The organism is Variovorax paradoxus (assembly GCF_902712855.1).
GTDB classification, from domain to species: Bacteria; Pseudomonadota; Gammaproteobacteria; order Burkholderiales; family Burkholderiaceae_C; genus Variovorax; species Variovorax paradoxus_Q.
Genome location: NZ_LR743507.1, coordinates 1038029 through 1055332, shown reverse-complemented (window position 1 = coordinate 1055332; position 17304 = coordinate 1038029). Strand labels below are relative to the sequence as shown.

Here is a 17304-nt window from a genome sequence, read left to right as displayed (position 1 = left end):
ACGCTAGGAATGCGCCGCCGTCGAGACGGCGGCCATCGGCACGTCGGCGCGCACCGCCGGCGCACCGTCGAGAAACTGCTCGGCGAAATGGCAGGCCACCTGCCGCTCGTCGAGCACGCGCGGCAGCGGGCGCTCGTCGCGGCAGCGCTGCGCCACATGCGGGCACCGGGTGCTGAACACGCAGCCCGCGGGCGGGCTCAACGGCGACGGCAGCTCGCCCTTGAGCACGATGCGCTGGCTGCTGAGCCCCGGCGTCGAAGCCAGCAGCGCCTGGGTGTACGGATGCAGCGGCCGCGCGAAGATGCGCGACTTCGGCCCCTGCTCCACCGCGTGGCCGAGGTACATCACGAGCACGTCGTGCGCGATGTGGCGCACCACGCCGAGGTCGTGCGAGATGAAGAGGTAGGCCAGGCCCAGCTCGGCCTGCAGGTCGGCCAGCAGGTTCAGCACCTGCGCCTGGATCGACACGTCGAGCGCCGACACCGGCTCGTCGGCCACCAGGAGGCGCGGCTGCAGCATGAGTGCGCGCGCGATGGCGATGCGCTGGCGCTGGCCGCCCGAGAACATGTGCGGATAGCGGTTGGCGTACTCGGGGCGCAGGCCCACGCGCGCGAGCATCTCGCGCGCCCTGGCCGCGCGCTCCGCCTTGCCCAGCGCGGTGTTGATGGCCAGCGGGTCCTCGAGCACGGTCGAGATCTTCTTGCGCGGGTTGAGCGAGCCGTAGGGGTTCTGGAACACCAGCTGCACGGCCTGTCGCAGTTCGCGCCTGCGCTCGGCGGGCGGATCGACCGCATCGGCCCCGACCAGCCTCAGCTGGCCCGCCGTGGGCTTCTCGATCAGCGCGACCATGCGCGCCAGCGTCGATTTGCCGCAGCCCGACTCGCCGACCACCGCCAGCGTGCGGCCGCGCTCGACGCGAAACGAGATGTCGCCGACCGCCCGCAGATGCGCCGGCGCGCGGAACATCCCGCGGCGGATGTCGTACGTGCGCTGCAGCTTCGTCGCCTCGACCACCACGTCGGCCGGTGCGCCGCCTGCCGCGATGCTCATGGCAACACCTCCGCCGCCTGCCGCCTCGGCGGGTCCTGTGCGATGGCCGCCATGCGATCCGCGTCGCCCAATGGGTAGTGGCAGCGCACCTGCGCACCCTGCCATTCGCGCAGCGCCGGCCGCACCTGGCAGGCGCGCTCGGTGACGTAGCCGCAGCGCGGTGCGAACAGGCAGCCTGCCGGCCGGTCGTGCACGCCCGGGACCACGCCGCTGATGGTGGCCAGGCGCCCTTCGGGCGCGGCCCGCTCGGGCAGCGCCGCCAGCAGCGCTTCGGTGTACGGATGCTGCGGCGACGCGAAGAGCCGGTCGACACGCTGGTGCTCCATCACCTGGCCCGCGTACATCACCGCGATGCGCTGCGCCATCTCGCTCACCACACCCATGTTGTGCGTGATGAGCACGAGCGCCATGCCGCGCTCCTTCTGGAGGTCGCGCAGCAGGTCGAGGATCTGCGCCTGGATGGTCACGTCGAGCGCGGTGGTCGGTTCGTCGGCGATCAGCAGGCGCGGATTGCAGGCGATGGCCATCGCGATCATCACGCGCTGGTTCATGCCGCCGGAGAGCTGGTGCGGGTAGCTGCCCAGGCGCGACGACGCAGCCGGAATGCCGACCTGCTCGAGCAATTCGGTCGCGCGCCGCTTCGCCTCGCGCTTGTCGAGCTTGAGGTGCAGCCGCAGCGTCTCCATCAGCTGGAAGCCGATGGTGAAGCAGGGGTTGAGGCTGGTGGTCGGCTCCTGGAAGATCATCGCGACCTCCTTGCCGACCAGCGCACGGCGGGCCTTGTCGGAGATGCCGAGCAATTCCTTGCCGGCAAAGCGCATGTGGTCGGCGCGCACGCGGCCGGGAAAGCCGACGAGGCCCATGAGCGCCATCATCGTCACGCTCTTGCCCGAGCCCGACTCGCCGACGATGCCGAGCACCTCGCCCTCCTCTAGCGAGAGACTCACCCCATCGACCGCATGGAGCACGCCGCCCTGCGTGGGGAATTCGACGTGCAGGTCCTTGATGTCCAGAAGACTCATCTCGTCCCCAGTCTTCGCGCTCTGCGTGCCGCTGCGACGACCCTCTTGCAGGACGCGATACCGGCGGCCCGGCGAATCGGGCGCGGCGGCATCCCCGGAATGAGGAACTCGATGTTTTTCATCTTTTGAGCTTGGGGTCAAGTGCGTCGCGCAGCCCGTCGCCCAGCAGGTTGAAAGCCAGCACTGCGGCAAGGATCGCCAGCCCGGGGAATGTCACGACCCACCAGGCGCGCAGCACGAACTCGCGCGCGTCGGCCAGCATGGTCCCCCATTCGGGCGAAGGCGGCTGCGCGCCGAGGCCGAGGAAGCCGAGCGCCGCGGCGTCGAGGATGGCCGTCGAGATGCCGAGCGAGGCCTGCACGATCAGCGGCGCGGCACAGTTGGGCAGCACCTCGCGGAACATCAGGCGCAGCGTGCCGGCGCCGCTCACGCGCGCGGCGGTGACGTAGTCGCGAGAGACCTCGGCGATGACGGCGGCACGCGTGATGCGCACGTAGTGCGGCAGCACCACGATGGCCACGGCCAGCATCGCGTTCACGAGCCCCGGCCCGAGGATCGCGACGATCACGATGGCCAGAAGCAGGCTGGGCAGCGTGAGCACGATGTCCATCATGCGCATGATCGCGATCTCGAGCACGCCGCGAAAGAAGCCCGCGATCAGCCCCAGCACCACGCCGACGGCCACCGACAGCGCCACCACCGCGACGCCGATCGACAGCGACAGCCGCGCGCCATGCATCAGCCGCGACAGGATGTCGCGCCCGATCGCATCGGTGCCCAGCAGGTAGCTCATGGAGCCGCCCTCCTGCCATGCCGGTGGCTTCAGGAACGCGGCGCTGTTCGTCTCGTTGGGCGCGTGCGGTGCGAGCCATGGCGCGAACAGCGCGACGAGCAGCAGTGCCACGATGACGGCCAGCCCGATGACCGCGCCGCGGTTGGCGGAGAACGCGGTCCAGAACTCGCGCCACGGGCCGGGCGGCGCGGCGGTCTTCGCGCTGGAAACGATGCTGGGAGAGGTCGCCATGAATCAGCGCCGGATTCGCGGGTTGATGACGCCGTAGGCCACATCGACCAGCAGGTTGACCAACATCACGATGCCGCCCAGAAGCAGCATGCCGCCCTGCAGCACCGGATAGTCGCGACGGCCGATGGCCTCGATGAGCCACTTGCCCACACCCGGCCACGAGAAGATGGTCTCGGTGAGGATCGCGCCCGTGAACAGCACGCCCACCTGCAGTCCGATGACGGTGACCACCGGGATCAGCGCGTTGCGCAGCGCATGCAGCCCCACCACCCGGAAGCGCGAGAGGCCCTTGGCGCGCGCAGTGCGGATGTAGTCCTCGCCCAGCACCTCGAGCATGGCCGAGCGCGTCATCCGCGCGATCACCGCGAGCGGCACCGTGCCGAGCACGACGGCCGGAAGGATCAGGTGGTGCAGCGCCGACCAGAAGGCGTCCGTGTCGCCGGCGCGCAGCGCATCGACGAGCAGGAAGCCGGTTTCGGGCTCGACGAAGTACTGCACCGCGATGCGGCCCGACACCGGCGTCCAGCCGAGCTGCACCGAGAAGAAAAGAATCAGCAGCAGCCCCCACCAGAAGATCGGCATCGAGTAGCCGGTCAGCGACGTCGCCATCACGCCGTGGTCGAAGATGGAGTTGCGCCGCACCGCCGCCAGGATGCCGGCGGGCAGCCCCAGCAGCAGCGCGAAAAGAATGGCGCACACGGCGAGCTCGACCGTGGCCGGAAACAGCGCGAGGAACTCGCCGATCACGGTGTCCTGCGTGATCAGCGACTTGCCGAGGTCGCCGTGCAGCACGCGGCCGATGTAGATGCCGTACTGCACGATCACCGGCTTGTCGAAGCCATAGGCGGCGCGCAGTTCGGCATGCCGCGCAGGATCGATGCCGCGCTCGCCGGCCATCGTCTCGATCGGGTCGCCCGGCACCAGCCGGATGAGGAAGAAGGCGAGCAGCGTCATGCCGATGAAGGTCGGCACCAGCAGGCTCACGCGGGTCAGGATGAATCGAAACATCGACCCGCGAATATGCAAGATCGATGCCGTGGCCCCACCCGGGCCGAACCCTTACTTTTTCGAGTCGCGCAACTCGCGGCGAAGGATCTTGCCGACCGGCGTCTTCGGCATGTCGCTACGAAACTCTACGATTCGCGGCTGCTTGTAACCCGTAAGGTTCGATCGGCAGTATTCGCGCACCTGCGCCTCGGTGAGCGCGGGGTCCTTCTTGACGATCACGAGCTTCACGGCCTCGCCGGTCTTCTCGTCGGGCACGCCCACGGCCGCGCATTCGAGCACGCCCGGAATGAGTGCGACCACGTCCTCGATCTCGTTCGGGTACACGTTGAAGCCCGAGACCAGGATCATGTCCTTCTTGCGGTCGACCACCTTGAAGTAGCCGCGCTCGTCGACCACGCCGATGTCGCCGCTCTTGAAGTAGCCGTCGGGCGTCATGACCTTGGCGGTCTCGTCGGGCCGCTGCCAGTAGCCGGCCATCACCTGCGGACCCTTGATGGCGATCTCGCCGCGCTCGCCCGTGGGCACTTCGTTGCCTTCGTCGTCGAGCAGCTTGAGCCAGGTGCCCGGCAGCGGCAGGCCGATGGTGCCGGTGTACTCGGTGCTGTTGGTCGGGTTGCAGGTGGTCGACGGCGAGGTCTCAGACAGGCCGTAGCCCTCGCAGATCGAGCAGCCCGTCTTCTCGAGCCACAGCTTGGCAACCGCGGCCTGCACGGCCATGCCGCCGCCCACCGAGATCTTGAGGTTCTTCCAGTTGACGGTGTTGAAGTCGGGGTGGTTCGCCAGTCCGTTGAACAGCGTGTTGACCGCGGGGAAGCTGTGGATGGTGTGCTTCGACAGCTCCTTCAGCACGCCGGGAATGTCGCGCGGATTCGGGATCAGGATCAGCTTGCCGCCCGTGCGCATGTTCAGCATCATGCCGACCGTGAACGCGAAGATGTGATACAGCGGCAGCGCACACACGCTCGTGGGCTGCTCGCCGGCCGGCACCTTCTTCATGGCGGGCTCGTTCCAGGCCTCGGACTGCAGCACATTGGCGATCACGTTGCGATGCAGCAGCACCGCACCCTTCGACACGCCGGTGGTGCCGCCCGTGTACTGCAGCACGGCCACGTCGTCGGGCCCGATAGCCACGGGTTTGACGGTGCCGCCGGCGCCCTTGTCGAGGGCTTCGTTGAAGCGCACGGTGCCCGGCAGGCTGAAGTGCGGCACGAGCTTCTTGACGTTGCGCACCACGTAGTTGACGAGCGCCCCCTTGAGGAAGCCGAGGCGGTCGCCCATGGACGCCAGCACGATGTGCTTGATCGGCGTGGACGCGATGCACTGCTGCAGCGTGGTGCCGAAGTTTTCCATGATGACGATGGCCTTGGCACCCGAGTCCTTGAGCTGGTGCTCGAGCTCGCGCGGCGTGTACAGCGGGTTCACGTTGACCAGGATCAGGCCCGCACGCAGGATGCCCGCCACCGCGATCGGGTACTGCGGGCAGTTGGGCATCATCGCCGCGACGCGGTCGCCCTTCACGAGGCCCAGTCCCTGCAGGTAGGCCGCGAAGGCCTTGCTCTGCCTGTCGGTCTCGCCGTAGCTGATGTCCTTGCCCATGAAGCTGTAGGCCGTGCGGTCGGCGTACTTCCTGAAGCTCTCCTCCATGAGCGCGACCAGCGATGGATAGTGCGAGGCATCGATGTCGGCGGGCACGCCTTGCGGGTAGCTGCTGAGCCAGGGGCGGTCGGTCATTGGATTTGTCTCCTCCGGGGATCTGACAGTTGAAAACGAAAACGGCGCACGAAGCGGCGCCGCGAAGACTCGCCCGCGCAGCGGGCGTGGACCTTCGGCCTATTCGATGGCCTTGCCCATATCTTCCACTACTTTTTTAGCATCGCCAAAGACCATCATGGTCTTGTCCATGTAGAACAGCTCGTTGTCCAGGCCCGCGTATCCGGCGGCCATCGAGCGCTTGTTCACGATGACGGTCTTGGCCTTGTAGGCCTCGAGGATCGGCATGCCGTAGATCGGGCTGCCCTTGGTGTGCGCGGCGGGGTTCACCACGTCGTTGGCGCCAAGGATGATCGCCACGTCGGCCTGTCCGAACTCGCCGTTGATGTCCTCCATCTCGAACACCTGGTCGTAAGGCACCTCGGCCTCGGCCAGCAGCACGTTCATGTGGCCGGGCATGCGGCCCGCCACCGGGTGGATCGCGTACTTGACGGTGATGCCCTTGTCGGTGAGCTTCTGTGCGAGCTCCTTCACCGCATGCTGCGCGCGGGCCACGGCCAGGCCGTAGCCCGGCACGATCACCACCGTCTCGGCATTGCCGAGCACGAAGGCCGCGTCGTCGGCGCTGCCGGACTTCACCGGCCGCTGCTCCTTCGCGCCACCCGTGGCCGCCGCAGCCTCGCCGCCGAAGCCGCCCAGGATCACGTTGAAGAACGAGCGGTTCATGGCCTTGCACATGATGTAGCTCAGGATGGCGCCCGAGGAACCCACCAGCGAGCCGGCCACGATCAACATCGCGTTGTTCAGGCTGAAGCCGATGCCCGCCGCCGCCCAGCCCGAGTAGCTGTTGAGCATCGACACCACCACCGGCATGTCCGCGCCGCCGATCGGGATGATGATGAGCACGCCCATGACAAAGGCCAGCGCCAGCATCGCGAAGAACGCGGCCCAGCTTTCGGTGGCCACGAACAGCAGGCCCAGCGCGATCGTCAGCAGGCCCAGCACGAGGTTGAGCATGTGCTGGCCCTTGAACTGCACCGGCGCGCCCTGGAACAGGCGGAACTTGTACTTGCCCGAGAGCTTGCCGAAGGCGATGACCGAGCCGCTGAATGTGATCGCACCGATGGCCGCACCGAGGAACAGCTCGAGCCGGTTGCCGTAGGGAATGGCGTAGCGCACGAAGCCGTCGAGGATGACGGCGCCGTCGGGCGTCTGCGCGCCGATGAGCGCAGCCACCGGCGCAGCCGTGATGCCGAACGCCCAGGGCTCGGCCACCGCGGCCACGCCGATGAACACCGCGGCCAGGCCGATCATGCTGTGCATGAAGGCGACCAGCTCGGGCATCTTGGTCATCTCGACCTTGTTCGCCATGAAGGCGCCGAGGCCGCCGCCGACCACCACGGCCGCCAGCACCCAGGCGATGCCGGTGCCGAAGTCGACGTTCAGCGAACGGGTAAGCCCGTGGATCAGCGCAATGGTCGTCAGCACGGCGATCGCCATGCCGGTCATGCCGAAGATGTTGCCGCGGATCGACGTGGTGGGATGGCTCAGGCCCTTCAAGGCCTGGATGAAGCAGACGCTGGCAACGAGGTACAGCAGCGTGACAAGGTTCATGCTCACTTGGCGGCTCCCTCTTCTGCCTTGGGCGCGGCCTTGCGTTCCTTCTTCTTGAACATCTCGAGCATCCGGCGCGTGACCAGGAAGCCGCCGAAGACGTTCACCGCAGCCAGCGCGACGGCCAGCACGCCCATGGTCTTGCCCAGCGGCGTGGTGGTGAGCGCGGCCGCGAGCATGGCGCCCACGATCACGATGGCGGAAATGGCGTTGGTCACGGCCATCAGCGGCGTGTGCAGCGCGGGCGTGACCGTCCACACCACGTGGTAGCCCACGTAGATGGCCAGCACGAAGATGATGAGGTTGATGACGGTATGGGAAACGGGATCCATGGCTTCTTCTCCTCGGCGGGCGTGTTACTTCTTCGTGACCTGGCCGTCCTGCGTGACGCGGCAGGCGGCGACGATGTCGTCCTCGAGGTCGATCTTCAGCGCGCCCTCCTTGGTGACGATCAGCTTGAGGAAGTCGAGCACGTTGCGCGCGTAGAGCGCAGACGCATCGGCCGCCACCAGGGCCGCGAGGTTGGTCTCGCCGACGATGGTCACGCCGTGCTTGACCACCGTCTTGTCGGCCTCGGAGATCGGGCAGTTGCCGCCCGTCATTCCCCCGTTCGCGTCGGCCCCCTTGCCGGCGGCGATGTCGACGATCACCGAGCCCGGTTTCATCGACTTGACCATGTCCTCGGTGATGAGCGTCGGCGCGGCGCGACCCGGAATCAGCGCCGTGCTGATGACCACGTCGGCCAGCGCGATGCGCTTGGCCACCTCTGCCTGCTGACGCGTGAGCCAGCTGGCAGGCATCGGCCGTGCGTAGCCGCCGACGCCTTCGGCGGCATCCTTTTCTTCCTGCGTCTCGTAGGCAACGTCGATGAACTTGCCGCCGAGCGACTCGATCTGCTCCTTGACGCTCGGGCGGACGTCCGACGCCTCGATGACGGCGCCCAGGCGCTTGGCCGTGGCAATGGCCTGCAGGCCCGCCACGCCGACACCGAGGACGACCACTCGCGCGGCCTTCACCGTGCCGGCGGCCGTCATGAGCATCGGGAAGAAGCGCTGGTATCTGTCGGCCGCGATCATCACGGCCTTGTAGCCGGCGATGTTGGCCTGCGAAGAGAGCACGTCCATGCTCTGCGCGCGGGTGGTGCGGGGCGCGGCCTCGAGGGCGAAGCCCGTGACCCCCGCCGCGGCCAGGCGCTGCAGGCCGGCGGCATCGAAGGGGTTCAGCATGCCGATGACCACCGCGCCCGACTTGAGCAGCCCGGTCTCGGCATCGGTGGGCGTGCGCACCTTGAGCACCATGTCTGCGGAGAACGCGCCCGGCTGGTCCGTGATTTCAGCGCCTGCCGCCTGATAGGCCGCATCGGTGACGCTGGCGGCAACGCCGGCCCCGGACGCCACTCGTACCGCATGCCCTGAAGCGACCAGCTTTTTCACGGTCTCGGGTGTAACGGCCACTCGGGTTTCGCCAGCCAGTGTTTCGGCAGGCACGCCTATCAGCATAGAGATCTCCTCAGAGCAAGGGGGCACACGAACGCGCGCAGAGCTTACAGCAAGATTACAAGCGCCCACTGTCGCCTAGATGGCGACGACCACGGCTTCGAGGGCCGATGAAGGCGGGCATCAATGCTCCTCAATTGATAGCGCTCTCGCCGTTTGCAAACGTTCGGCATGGCTGTGCTTCTCATCCGGTCGCTGCTCGGACAGGCTCCATGAATCCAATCCGTCTTAAGTTCTCAGTTGCGGAAGTCGATCTGTTTTCAATTGTTGTCAAATGTGCCCTTACGCGCCCAAAATCTCTTATTGCGTGCACTAATTACAAAATCGCGGGTTTGCTTCAGTCGCAGATAGATACACTTCGGCCCGATCGCCAGCCTGCGGGACTGGCGACGGAGGAAGAAGGAGATCGAATGCGTGTTGCTGTACTCGACGACGGCCTGGATCAACTGACACTGATCCATCAAACCATGGTGGCGCTCGGCCATGAGTGCCATCTTTACAAGCTGGGACGAACCCTGTTGCACGCCCTGCGCAGGCAGACGTTCGACTTCCTTATCCTGGGCTGGCGCCTTCCCGACATGCGCGGACCGGACGTGGTGAGAACCATCCGCGGCGATCTCAAGAGCCGGTTGCCCATACTCCTGGTGACACGCGACTGCGGCGAGGGCGATCTGGTCGAAGGCCTCGACTCGGGCGCCGACGATTTCATGGCGAAACCGTTGCGCACCGTCGAACTCGAGGCCCGCGTGAAAGCGCTGCTGCGGCGCTCGTATCCCGCGCGCGAAGAGGCTGAGCTGGTGTTCGGCTCCTATCACTTCTTTCCGCCATCGCGCGTGCTGAAGGTTCGCGGCATGCCGGTCGACCTGAAGAACCGCGAGTACGAACTCGCGCTGTTTCTCTTCCAGAATCTCGGGCGGCTGCTGTCGCGCGAACACCTGCACGAAGCGGTCTGGGGCCTCGGCATCCAGGCACTCTCGCGTTCGCTCGATACGCACATCTCGCGCCTTCGGACAAAGCTCGACCTGCGGCCAGCCAACGGGTTCCTGCTGCTCGCCATCTACGGCCTCGGATACCGGCTCGAAGCGGTCGACCAGGACGCATTGCGGAACTCGGGCAAGCGTTAGGCAAATGCCCTTCGCGCCGATGCAGCGCGCAGGGGCAGAGCAGGTGGAACTCTCCGACACAGACGTCTCCAACGGCAATCCAGGAAAAAGATTTCATGAAACATATCGTCCGGCTGCTGTTGACCGGCGCATTGCTCTGGTGCCGGCTGGCGCCGTCCACCGCCCAGGAAGTGGAGGCCAGCGACATGGTGCGCGGCGGCATGCAGGCAATCCAGATGATCGACCGGGGCCAGGCCGGCGAACTCTGGGACGGTGCAACCGCGGCCACCCGCAAGCGCGTGTCGCGCGCCGACTTCATCAGCGTGGTCGCCAGCAGCCGCCTCTCTCTCGGTGAACCGCAAATACGCACCTGGGTTGCCGTGAATCGCCAGGTGCTGGCCAATGCGGATGCCGACACCGCGGGTCACTACGTCACCATCGAATACGAAACCCGCTTTTCCAGCAAGCCCGGCGCCACGCGGCGCGAAGTCGTGAGGTTTCATCTGGACCCCGACCGGTTGTGGCGTTTCAGCGGCTATGTGCTGCGGTAAGAATCAACGAATGACCAACGCCCATTCAATCCGCTGGAAACCCAATGTCACCGTGGCGGCAGTGATCGAACGCGACGGGCGCTTCCTCCTGGTCGAGGAGCAATCGGGAGACGGACTGCGGCTGAATACGCCCGCAGGGCATCTCGATCCCGGGGAATCCCCTGCCGAAGGCTGTGCACGCGAAACGCTCGAAGAAACAGCCCACCATTTCACGCCAACTTCGCTCATCGGCATCTACATGGCACGCTCGCGGCCCGCCGCGGAGCGCGGCGAGGACGTGACCTACATGCGCTTCGCATTTGCCGGCGAACTGGGCGATTTCGACGCGGGCCGGCCGCTCGACGAGGGCATCGTGCGCACCGTGTGGATGACGCTCGAAGAAATCCGCGGGAGCGTGGAGCGGCATCGCAGTCCGCTGCTGCTCCAGTGCATCGAGGACTACCTGGCCGGCGAGCGCCACCCGCTGGAGCTGGTCCACGTCGACGCGTCGGTGCGCGTGACGCCCTGACTCAAACGATCACGCCGCCGCCCAGGCAGCGTTCACCGTCGTACAGCACGGCGGACTGACCAGGCGTGACCGCCCATTGCGCCGCGCCGAACCGCAGGCTGAATCCCGCAGCGGAATCGCCCGCTTCCATCTCGCACGCGGAATCGGCCTGCCGGTAGCGGGCCTTCGAGCCGTAACTTCCCGGGGCCGGTACTTCTCCGGCCACCCAGCTGGCGTCGTCCGCTTTCAGTTCCGATGACAACAGCCACGGATGGTCGTGACCCTGCACCACCCACAGCGTGTTCTTCTCGACATCCTTGCGTGCAACGAACCATGGCGAATGGTCGCCCGAGCCGCGTTGCGCGCCTTTTTCCTTCACGCCACCGATGCCCAGCCCCTGCCGCTGGCCCAGCGTGTAGAAGCTCAGGCCCTGGTGCTCGCCGAGCTTGCGGCCGCGGTCGTCCTTGATCGGGCCCGGCTCCTTGGAGATGTAGCGGTTCAGGAAGTCCCGGAACGGCCGCTCACCGATGAAGCAGATGCCGGTCGAGTCCTTCTTCTTCGCGTTGGGCAGGCCGATTTCTTCCGCGATGCGGCGCACCTCGGTCTTGTGCAGCTCGCCCACCGGGAACAGCGTCTTCGACAGCTGCGCCTGGTTCAGGCGGTGCAGAAAGTAGCTCTGGTCCTTCGACGGGTCGAGCCCCTTCAGCAGGTCGTGCCTGCCCGTGGCTTCGTCGAGCCGCACGCGCGCGTAATGGCCGGTGGCGATCTTCTCCGCGCCCAGCCGCATGGCGTGGTCGAGGAACGCCTTGAACTTGATCTCGGCGTTGCAAAGCACGTCGGGGTTGGGCGTGCGCCCGGCCTTGTATTCGCGCAGGAACTCGGCGAACACGCGGTCCTTGTAGTCGGCCGCGAAGTTGACGTGCTCGATCTCGATGCCCAGCACGTCGGCCACGCTGGCGGCATCCACAAAGTCGATGTTCGACGAGCAGTACTCGCTGTCGTCGTCGTCTTCCCAGTTCTTCATGAAGATACCGACCACCTCGTGCCCCTGCTGCTTGAGCAGGTGCGCCGTCACGGCGGAGTCCACCCCGCCGCTCAGTCCCACCACGATCCGTTGCTTTGCCATAAGCCCGCCATTGTCCCAGCCCCGCGGTAGGGGCCGGCGGCGTGTGGGAAATCGGGAAAACCCGTGTCGCCGGCTTGTCAGCGCCCGCTCCTCGCGCCGCAGACCCGGCGCTACAGTGCCGCTGACGAGGCGGCACAGATCCGCCAGAGCGACTCGCAACCCAGCACCGCGGAGACAAGACGCATGCCTACCCCCACCCCCTCGACGGCTTCCGCCGATGACCTGCCCTGGACACGCAACTACCCCGGCGGCATGCGCTGGGATGCCGAACTGCCCGTCAAGCCGGTGCAGCAGATGCTCGACGAGGCCGTCGCACGCTGGCCCGACCACTCCGCCGTCGAGTTCATGGGCCAGTCGCTCACCTACAGGCAACTGGGCGATGCGGTCGACCGCGCCGCCAAGGGCCTGCAGGATCTGGGCGTGAAGCCCGGCGTGCATGTCGGCCTCTACCTGCCGAACACGCCGCACTACCCGATCGCCTTCTTCGCCGTGCTCAAGGCCGGCGGCACGGTGGTCAACTACTCGCCGCTCGACGCCGAGCGCGTGCTCGCCCACAAGATCGAGGACAGCCGCACCGACATCCTCGTCACGCTCGACCTCGTCAATCTCTATCCGCTGATGGCGCGCCTGCTCGACAGCTCGCGCCTGAAGACGCTGGTGGTCGGCAGCCTCGGCGACTACGGTGCCATGGGCGACAAGGTGCAGGCCCAGCTGCATGCCGCCGGGCAGATCGCCCCGGTGCCCGTCGACGCGCGCCATGTGCGTTTCACCGACCTGCTGAAAAGCGAAGGCGCGCACCAGACCTATCCGCTCGGCGACCTGGCAGAAGAGATCGTGGTGCTGCAGTACACCGGCGGCACCACCGGGCTGCCCAAGGGCGCGATGCTCACGCACGCCAACCTGACGTCGGCCTCGGCCCAGTACTACGAATCGACGCGCGGCGAGCCGCCGATCCTCGACGAAGGCAAGGAGCGCTTCCTGGTGGTGCTGCCGCTCTTCCACATCTTCGCGCTCAGTGCCGCGATGCTGCTCGGCGTGCGCCTGGGTGCGGCGCTGGTGCTGCACACCCGCTTCGACGTGGACGCGGTGATGAACGAACTCGCCGCCAGCAGGATCAGCGTGTTCCCCGGCGTGCCGACGATGTACACCGCCATCCTGTCGCACCCCAAGGCGAAGGAGATGGACCTGCGCTCGCTCAAGTTCTGCGGATCGGGCGGCGCGCCGCTGCCGGTGGAAGTGGAGCAGCGCTTCTTCGAACTCACCGGCTGCCACCTCAACGAAGGCTGGGGCATGACCGAGACCTCGCCCGTGGGCACCTTCACGCCCGCGCGCGGCGTGCGCAAGGCCGGCTCGTGCGGCATGCCGCTGCCGCAGGTGCGCATCAAGCTCGTGAGCCTGGACGACCCGGCGAAGGACGTCACTGCCTTCGGCGAGCCCGGCGAGCTGTGCATCAAGGGCCCGAACGTGATGAAGGGCTACTGGAACAACCCGAAGGCCACGGCCGATTCGATGACCCCCGACGGCTACTTCCGCAGTGGCGACGTCGCGAAGATGGACGCCGACGGCTACTTCTACATCGTCGACCGCACCAAGGACATGCTGCTGTGCGGCGGCTACAACGTGTACCCGCGCGTGCTCGAGGAAGCCGTGTACGAACACCCGTCCGTGGCCGAGGTCTGCGTGATCGGCATTCCCGACGACTACCGTGGCCAGTCGCCGAAGGCCTTCGTGAAGCTCAAGGAAGGCGCAGGCGAACTCACGCTCGACGCGCTCAAGGCCTTCCTGAAGGACCGCCTGGGCAAGCACGAGATGATCGGCGCGCTCGAGATCCGCGCCGAGCTGCCCAAGACGGCCGTCGGCAAGCTCTCGAAGAAGGACCTCGTCGACGAGGAAGCCCGCAAGCGCGCCTGAAGCATCCGCGCCGCGCTTTCCCACAGGCCACAGGCAAGCCGCCTTTGCCGGACCTCAGCCGCTACCGCGGCGAAGCAAGGCGAAGTCCGGAACACCGAGGAACCGGCTTTGCCGGGCCTCCGGTGTTGCCCCCGGCAGGGGGAAGGAGAAGCGACACGAAGTGCGCGAAGCCTGGGGGCGAGCCAAGACCATCGAGGAACCGGCTCTGCCGGGCCTCCGGTGTCTCCCCCGGTAGGGGGCAGGAGAAGCGAACGAAGTGCGCGAATCCTGGGGGCGAGCCAGGGACACCACGGAACCGGCTTTGCCGGGCCGTCGGTGTCGCCCCCGGCAGGGCGAAGGAGTAGCGACACGAAGTGCGCGAACCCTTGGGGGCGAGCCAGAGACACCACGGAACCGGCTTTGCCGGGCCGTCGGTGTCGCCCCCGGTAGGGGGAAGGCGTAGCGACACGAAGTGCGCGAAGCCTGGGGGCGAGCCTATTGAAACGCGCCGGCCAGCAGCTCGTACGAGCGCAGCCGGGCTGCGTGGTCGAACACCTGCGAGGTGATCATGAGCTCGTCGGCGCCGGTGCGCGCCACGAAGGCCTCGACGCCCTTCTTCACGGTCTCGATCGAGCCGACTGCGGAGCATGACAACACCGAGTCGAGCAGTGCGTTCTCCGCCGGGCCGACCTTCTGGCGGTAGCCCTCCACCGGAGGCGGCAGGCGCCCGGGGCGGCCGCTGCGCAGGTTCACGAAGGCCTGCTGCCACGAGGTGGCGCGGAATTCGGCCTCTGCGTCGGTGTCGGCGGCGAACACATTGAAGCCCAGCATCACATAGGGCTTGCTCAGCTGCGCGGAGGGCTTGAAGGTCTCGCGGTAGATCTGGATGGCCTGCATGATCTGCTGCGGTGCGAAGTGCGAGGCGAAGGCGTAGGGCAGGCCGAGGTGCGCCGCCAGCTGCGCGCCGAAGGTGCTCGAGCCGAGGATCCACACCGGCACCTCGAGCCCCATGCCCGGCACGGCCTTCACGGCCTGCTGCGGATTCTTCGACATGAAATCCATCAGCTCGACCACGTCCTGCGGGAACTGGTCCGAGTCCGACTCGAGGTTGCGGCGCAAGGCCCGCGCGGTGCGCTGGTCGGAGCCGGGCGCGCGGCCCAGGCCGAGGTCGACGCGCCCCGGGTACAGCGACTCCAGCGTGCCGAACTGCTCGGCGATCACCAGCGGCGAGTGGTTCGGCAACATCACGCCGCCGGCGCCGATGCGGATGGTGGAGGTGCCAGCCCCCACATACGACAACAGCACGGCGGTGGCCGCGCTGGCGATGCCCGGCATGCCGTGGTGCTCCGCCAGCCAGTAGCGCGTGTACCCGAGCTTCTCGCCGTGCTGCGCCAGCGAGAGCGAGTTGCGGAACGACTGCGCGGCGTCGCTGCCCTCGGTGATCGGGGAAAGGTCGAGGATGGAGAACGGAATCATGGCGCGATCATGGCGCGATCCGCCAACGCCGTCAGGCGAGGGGCTATTCGGTTTGGTATAGCGTGCTCACGGTCGCGAAGTCGCGGGCGTTCTGCTCCACGTTCACCTGGAACGGCACGCTCTCGCCCGGCGCGATGGCCGGCAGGTTGTCCATCAGCTTGAAGCCGGTGAGCTGCCCATTGCGGTCGCGCAGGCTCACCCACAGCCGCACCTTGCCGACGATGGCCGTGCCCGGATTCGTCACGCTGCCCGTGACCTCCACGCTGCGGTAGGTGAAGCGCTGGCTGAAGTTCAGCAGCACGCTGCCCGTTTCGGCCTTGGTGCCCGTCACCCGCACCTCGAGCGGCTTGCGCGGACCCGGCAGCGCGGCGCGCCGCATCGGCTTCCATTCGATGCGCGTCTGCGTGATGCGTTCGACGTCGCGCGGCTCGAGCAGGATGGGAAAGCGCTCGCCCGGATACAGATAGGCCAGCCCGGTGATGGCGGTGCTGCCGTCCGCCTTGTTGCCGCCGAAGCGCGAGATCGCCCCGCCGGGCGCAAGCACGATCGCGTCGTTGCTGCGGTTCACGAGTTCGGTGAGGAACAGCGGGCGCTGGATGTTGCTGCGACCCGCCACCAGCGGCAGCAATTCGAGCTGCTTCTCGTCGAAGCGCTCGCTGTCGTCGGCCAGCAGGTCGTCGGTGCCCAGGCGCAGGTCGGGGTTGAAGCTTTCCGGCCCGCCCGCGGTGCGAATCACGCGGTCGGCGTTCAGCACCGGCGTGCGCGAACCCGAAGCTTCGACCGTGCTGTAGCCGATGCGGTAGTCCCAAGAGGCAATGGCCGCCGCGCGGCCGAAGCGCGCCACGCTCACGTCCACCGACGTGCGCGTACCCGGCGGCACCTCGTTGGCCTGGCCATAGCCGTGGCCGAAGCCGATCACCTGCCCCGCGTCGTCGTAGAGCGTGGCCAGCACCTCGATGCCGCCGATCACCGCGGCGTCCTTGCGGTCGTTGGTGATGCGGCCGACCAGCCTCACGCGCTCGCCCTGCTGGATGAGGCGCACGCGCGAAAAGGTCATGCGCGGGCCCTGCACCGCGTTGTAGGGCTCGGCCAGCTTCTGCACGCGCAGGTCCTGCCGCGTGACGTTCTTTCCGCTCGGCATGTCGATCAGGGCGGGCGCGCTTTCGCCGGGCTCGAGCACGGCCACCGGCAGCATCTCGCTGCGCTCGTCGAGCCTGGTGTCGCCGTCGTAGTAGGTGGCGCGGATACCCGCGCGCGACAGCGGCTTGCCGGTCTCGTTGCGCGCGACCACCAGCAGCTTGGCCTGCGCAGAGCTGCCGCTGCCCACCAGCACCTGGCGCGGCTCGGCGAGCTTGAGACCGTCGGTGGGAATGGTGCGGTCGCCCAGTGCGGCAACCACCGGGCGCTGTCCGCCCGACGCACTGCTCGTGTCCGCGCCGCGGCTGCCGACGAAGATGCCCACCACGCCGACGAGCGCCACCACACCCACCGCCACGGCCACCGCGATGCCGGCCTTGCGCATCGCGAGCGCCTGCCTCTGCGCCTCTTCGGCCGCGAGCCTGCGGCCCGCTTCGTTCTTGACCTGGTTGAGCACGCGTTCGAGCCGGTCGGACACGTTGTCCTCCACCAGCGTGACCGAGCCGCAATGCCCGCAGGTGTATTCGTTGAGTCCGGTGCGCTTGAGCACGCTGCTGCCGCATTCGCCGCACTTGAGTGTCTGGAGGTCGATGGTCATGCTGGGCCTTTC

The 17304-nt window shown here is 67.3% G+C and carries 15 protein-coding genes; 4 read left to right on the top strand and 11 right to left on the bottom strand.

Annotated elements, in window-relative coordinates; genetic code table 11:
- Window positions 1–3: 3 nt before the first annotated feature.
- From AACL56_RS04915 to AACL56_RS04880, 8 genes are all read right to left on the bottom strand, one after another.
- Window positions 4–1050 carry a dipeptide ABC transporter ATP-binding protein gene (locus AACL56_RS04915; protein WP_339088713.1) on the bottom strand — a complete coding sequence of 349 codons (1047 nt, stop codon included), beginning with the start codon at window positions 1048–1050 and terminating at the stop codon, window positions 4–6.
- Window positions 1047–2072: an ABC transporter ATP-binding protein gene (locus AACL56_RS04910; RefSeq protein ID WP_339088712.1), complete on the bottom strand. Its 1026-nt coding sequence runs from the start codon at window positions 2070–2072 to the stop codon at window positions 1047–1049. The genes AACL56_RS04915 and AACL56_RS04910 overlap by 4 nt, the downstream gene beginning before the upstream one ends.
- A 118-nt stretch (window positions 2073–2190) precedes the next feature.
- Window positions 2191–3096, bottom strand: coding sequence for an ABC transporter permease subunit (locus tag AACL56_RS04905; protein WP_339088711.1), 906 nt, complete (start codon window positions 3094–3096; stop codon window positions 2191–2193).
- Between the two features lie 3 nt (window positions 3097–3099).
- Complete coding sequence (locus AACL56_RS04900) at window positions 3100–4104, bottom strand: ABC transporter permease subunit (protein ID WP_339088710.1); 1005 nt, start codon at window positions 4102–4104, stop codon at window positions 3100–3102.
- A gap of 51 nt (window positions 4105–4155) precedes the next feature.
- A complete protein-coding gene (locus AACL56_RS04895; RefSeq protein ID WP_339088709.1) occupies window positions 4156–5835 on the bottom strand; it encodes a long-chain-fatty-acid--CoA ligase in 1680 nt (559 codons plus the stop codon).
- 99 nt (window positions 5836–5934) lie between these two features.
- Entirely contained in the window at window positions 5935–7434 is a 1500-nt protein-coding gene (locus tag AACL56_RS04890; RefSeq protein WP_339088708.1) for an NAD(P)(+) transhydrogenase (Re/Si-specific) subunit beta, read from the bottom strand.
- Entirely contained in the window at window positions 7431–7760 is a 330-nt protein-coding gene (locus AACL56_RS04885) for an NAD(P) transhydrogenase subunit alpha (protein WP_339088707.1), read from the bottom strand. The genes AACL56_RS04890 and AACL56_RS04885 overlap by 4 nt, the downstream gene beginning before the upstream one ends.
- Window positions 7761–7784: 24 nt before the next feature.
- Window positions 7785–8927, bottom strand: coding sequence for a Re/Si-specific NAD(P)(+) transhydrogenase subunit alpha (locus tag AACL56_RS04880; RefSeq protein ID WP_339088706.1), 1143 nt, complete (start codon window positions 8925–8927; stop codon window positions 7785–7787).
- 407 nt (window positions 8928–9334) lie between these two features.
- On the opposite strand from AACL56_RS04880, the gene AACL56_RS04875 reads away from it, so the two are divergent.
- From AACL56_RS04875 to AACL56_RS04865, 3 genes are all read left to right on the top strand, one after another.
- Entirely contained in the window at window positions 9335–10048 is a 714-nt protein-coding gene (locus tag AACL56_RS04875) for a response regulator transcription factor (protein ID WP_339092798.1), read from the top strand.
- A gap of 95 nt (window positions 10049–10143) precedes the next feature.
- Complete coding sequence (locus AACL56_RS04870) at window positions 10144–10578, top strand: DUF4019 domain-containing protein (protein ID WP_339088705.1); 435 nt, start codon at window positions 10144–10146, stop codon at window positions 10576–10578.
- 10 nt (window positions 10579–10588) lie between these two features.
- A complete protein-coding gene (locus tag AACL56_RS04865) occupies window positions 10589–11086 on the top strand; it encodes an NUDIX hydrolase (RefSeq protein WP_339088704.1) in 498 nt (165 codons plus the stop codon).
- Between the two features lies 1 nt (window position 11087).
- Here the strand turns inward: AACL56_RS04865 and mnmA are convergent, their stop codons facing one another.
- The gene (mnmA, locus tag AACL56_RS04860; protein WP_339088703.1) at window positions 11088–12191 is read right to left on the bottom strand and encodes a tRNA 2-thiouridine(34) synthase MnmA; all 1104 of its coding nucleotides are present in this window, start codon (window positions 12189–12191) and stop codon (window positions 11088–11090) included.
- Window positions 12192–12374: 183 nt separating this feature from the next.
- On the opposite strand from mnmA, the gene AACL56_RS04855 reads away from it, so the two are divergent.
- Window positions 12375–14102, top strand: coding sequence for a long-chain-fatty-acid--CoA ligase (locus tag AACL56_RS04855; protein WP_339088702.1), 1728 nt, complete (start codon window positions 12375–12377; stop codon window positions 14100–14102).
- A gap of 474 nt (window positions 14103–14576) precedes the next feature.
- On the opposite strand, the gene AACL56_RS04850 is transcribed toward AACL56_RS04855, so the two are convergent.
- Both AACL56_RS04850 and AACL56_RS04845 read right to left on the bottom strand, forming a co-directional pair.
- Window positions 14577–15557: an LLM class flavin-dependent oxidoreductase gene (locus tag AACL56_RS04850; RefSeq protein WP_339088701.1), complete on the bottom strand. Its 981-nt coding sequence runs from the start codon at window positions 15555–15557 to the stop codon at window positions 14577–14579.
- 43 nt (window positions 15558–15600) lie between these two features.
- Complete coding sequence (locus tag AACL56_RS04845; protein WP_339088700.1) at window positions 15601–17292, bottom strand: FxLYD domain-containing protein; 1692 nt, start codon at window positions 17290–17292, stop codon at window positions 15601–15603.
- Window positions 17293–17304: the final 12 nt, after the last annotated feature.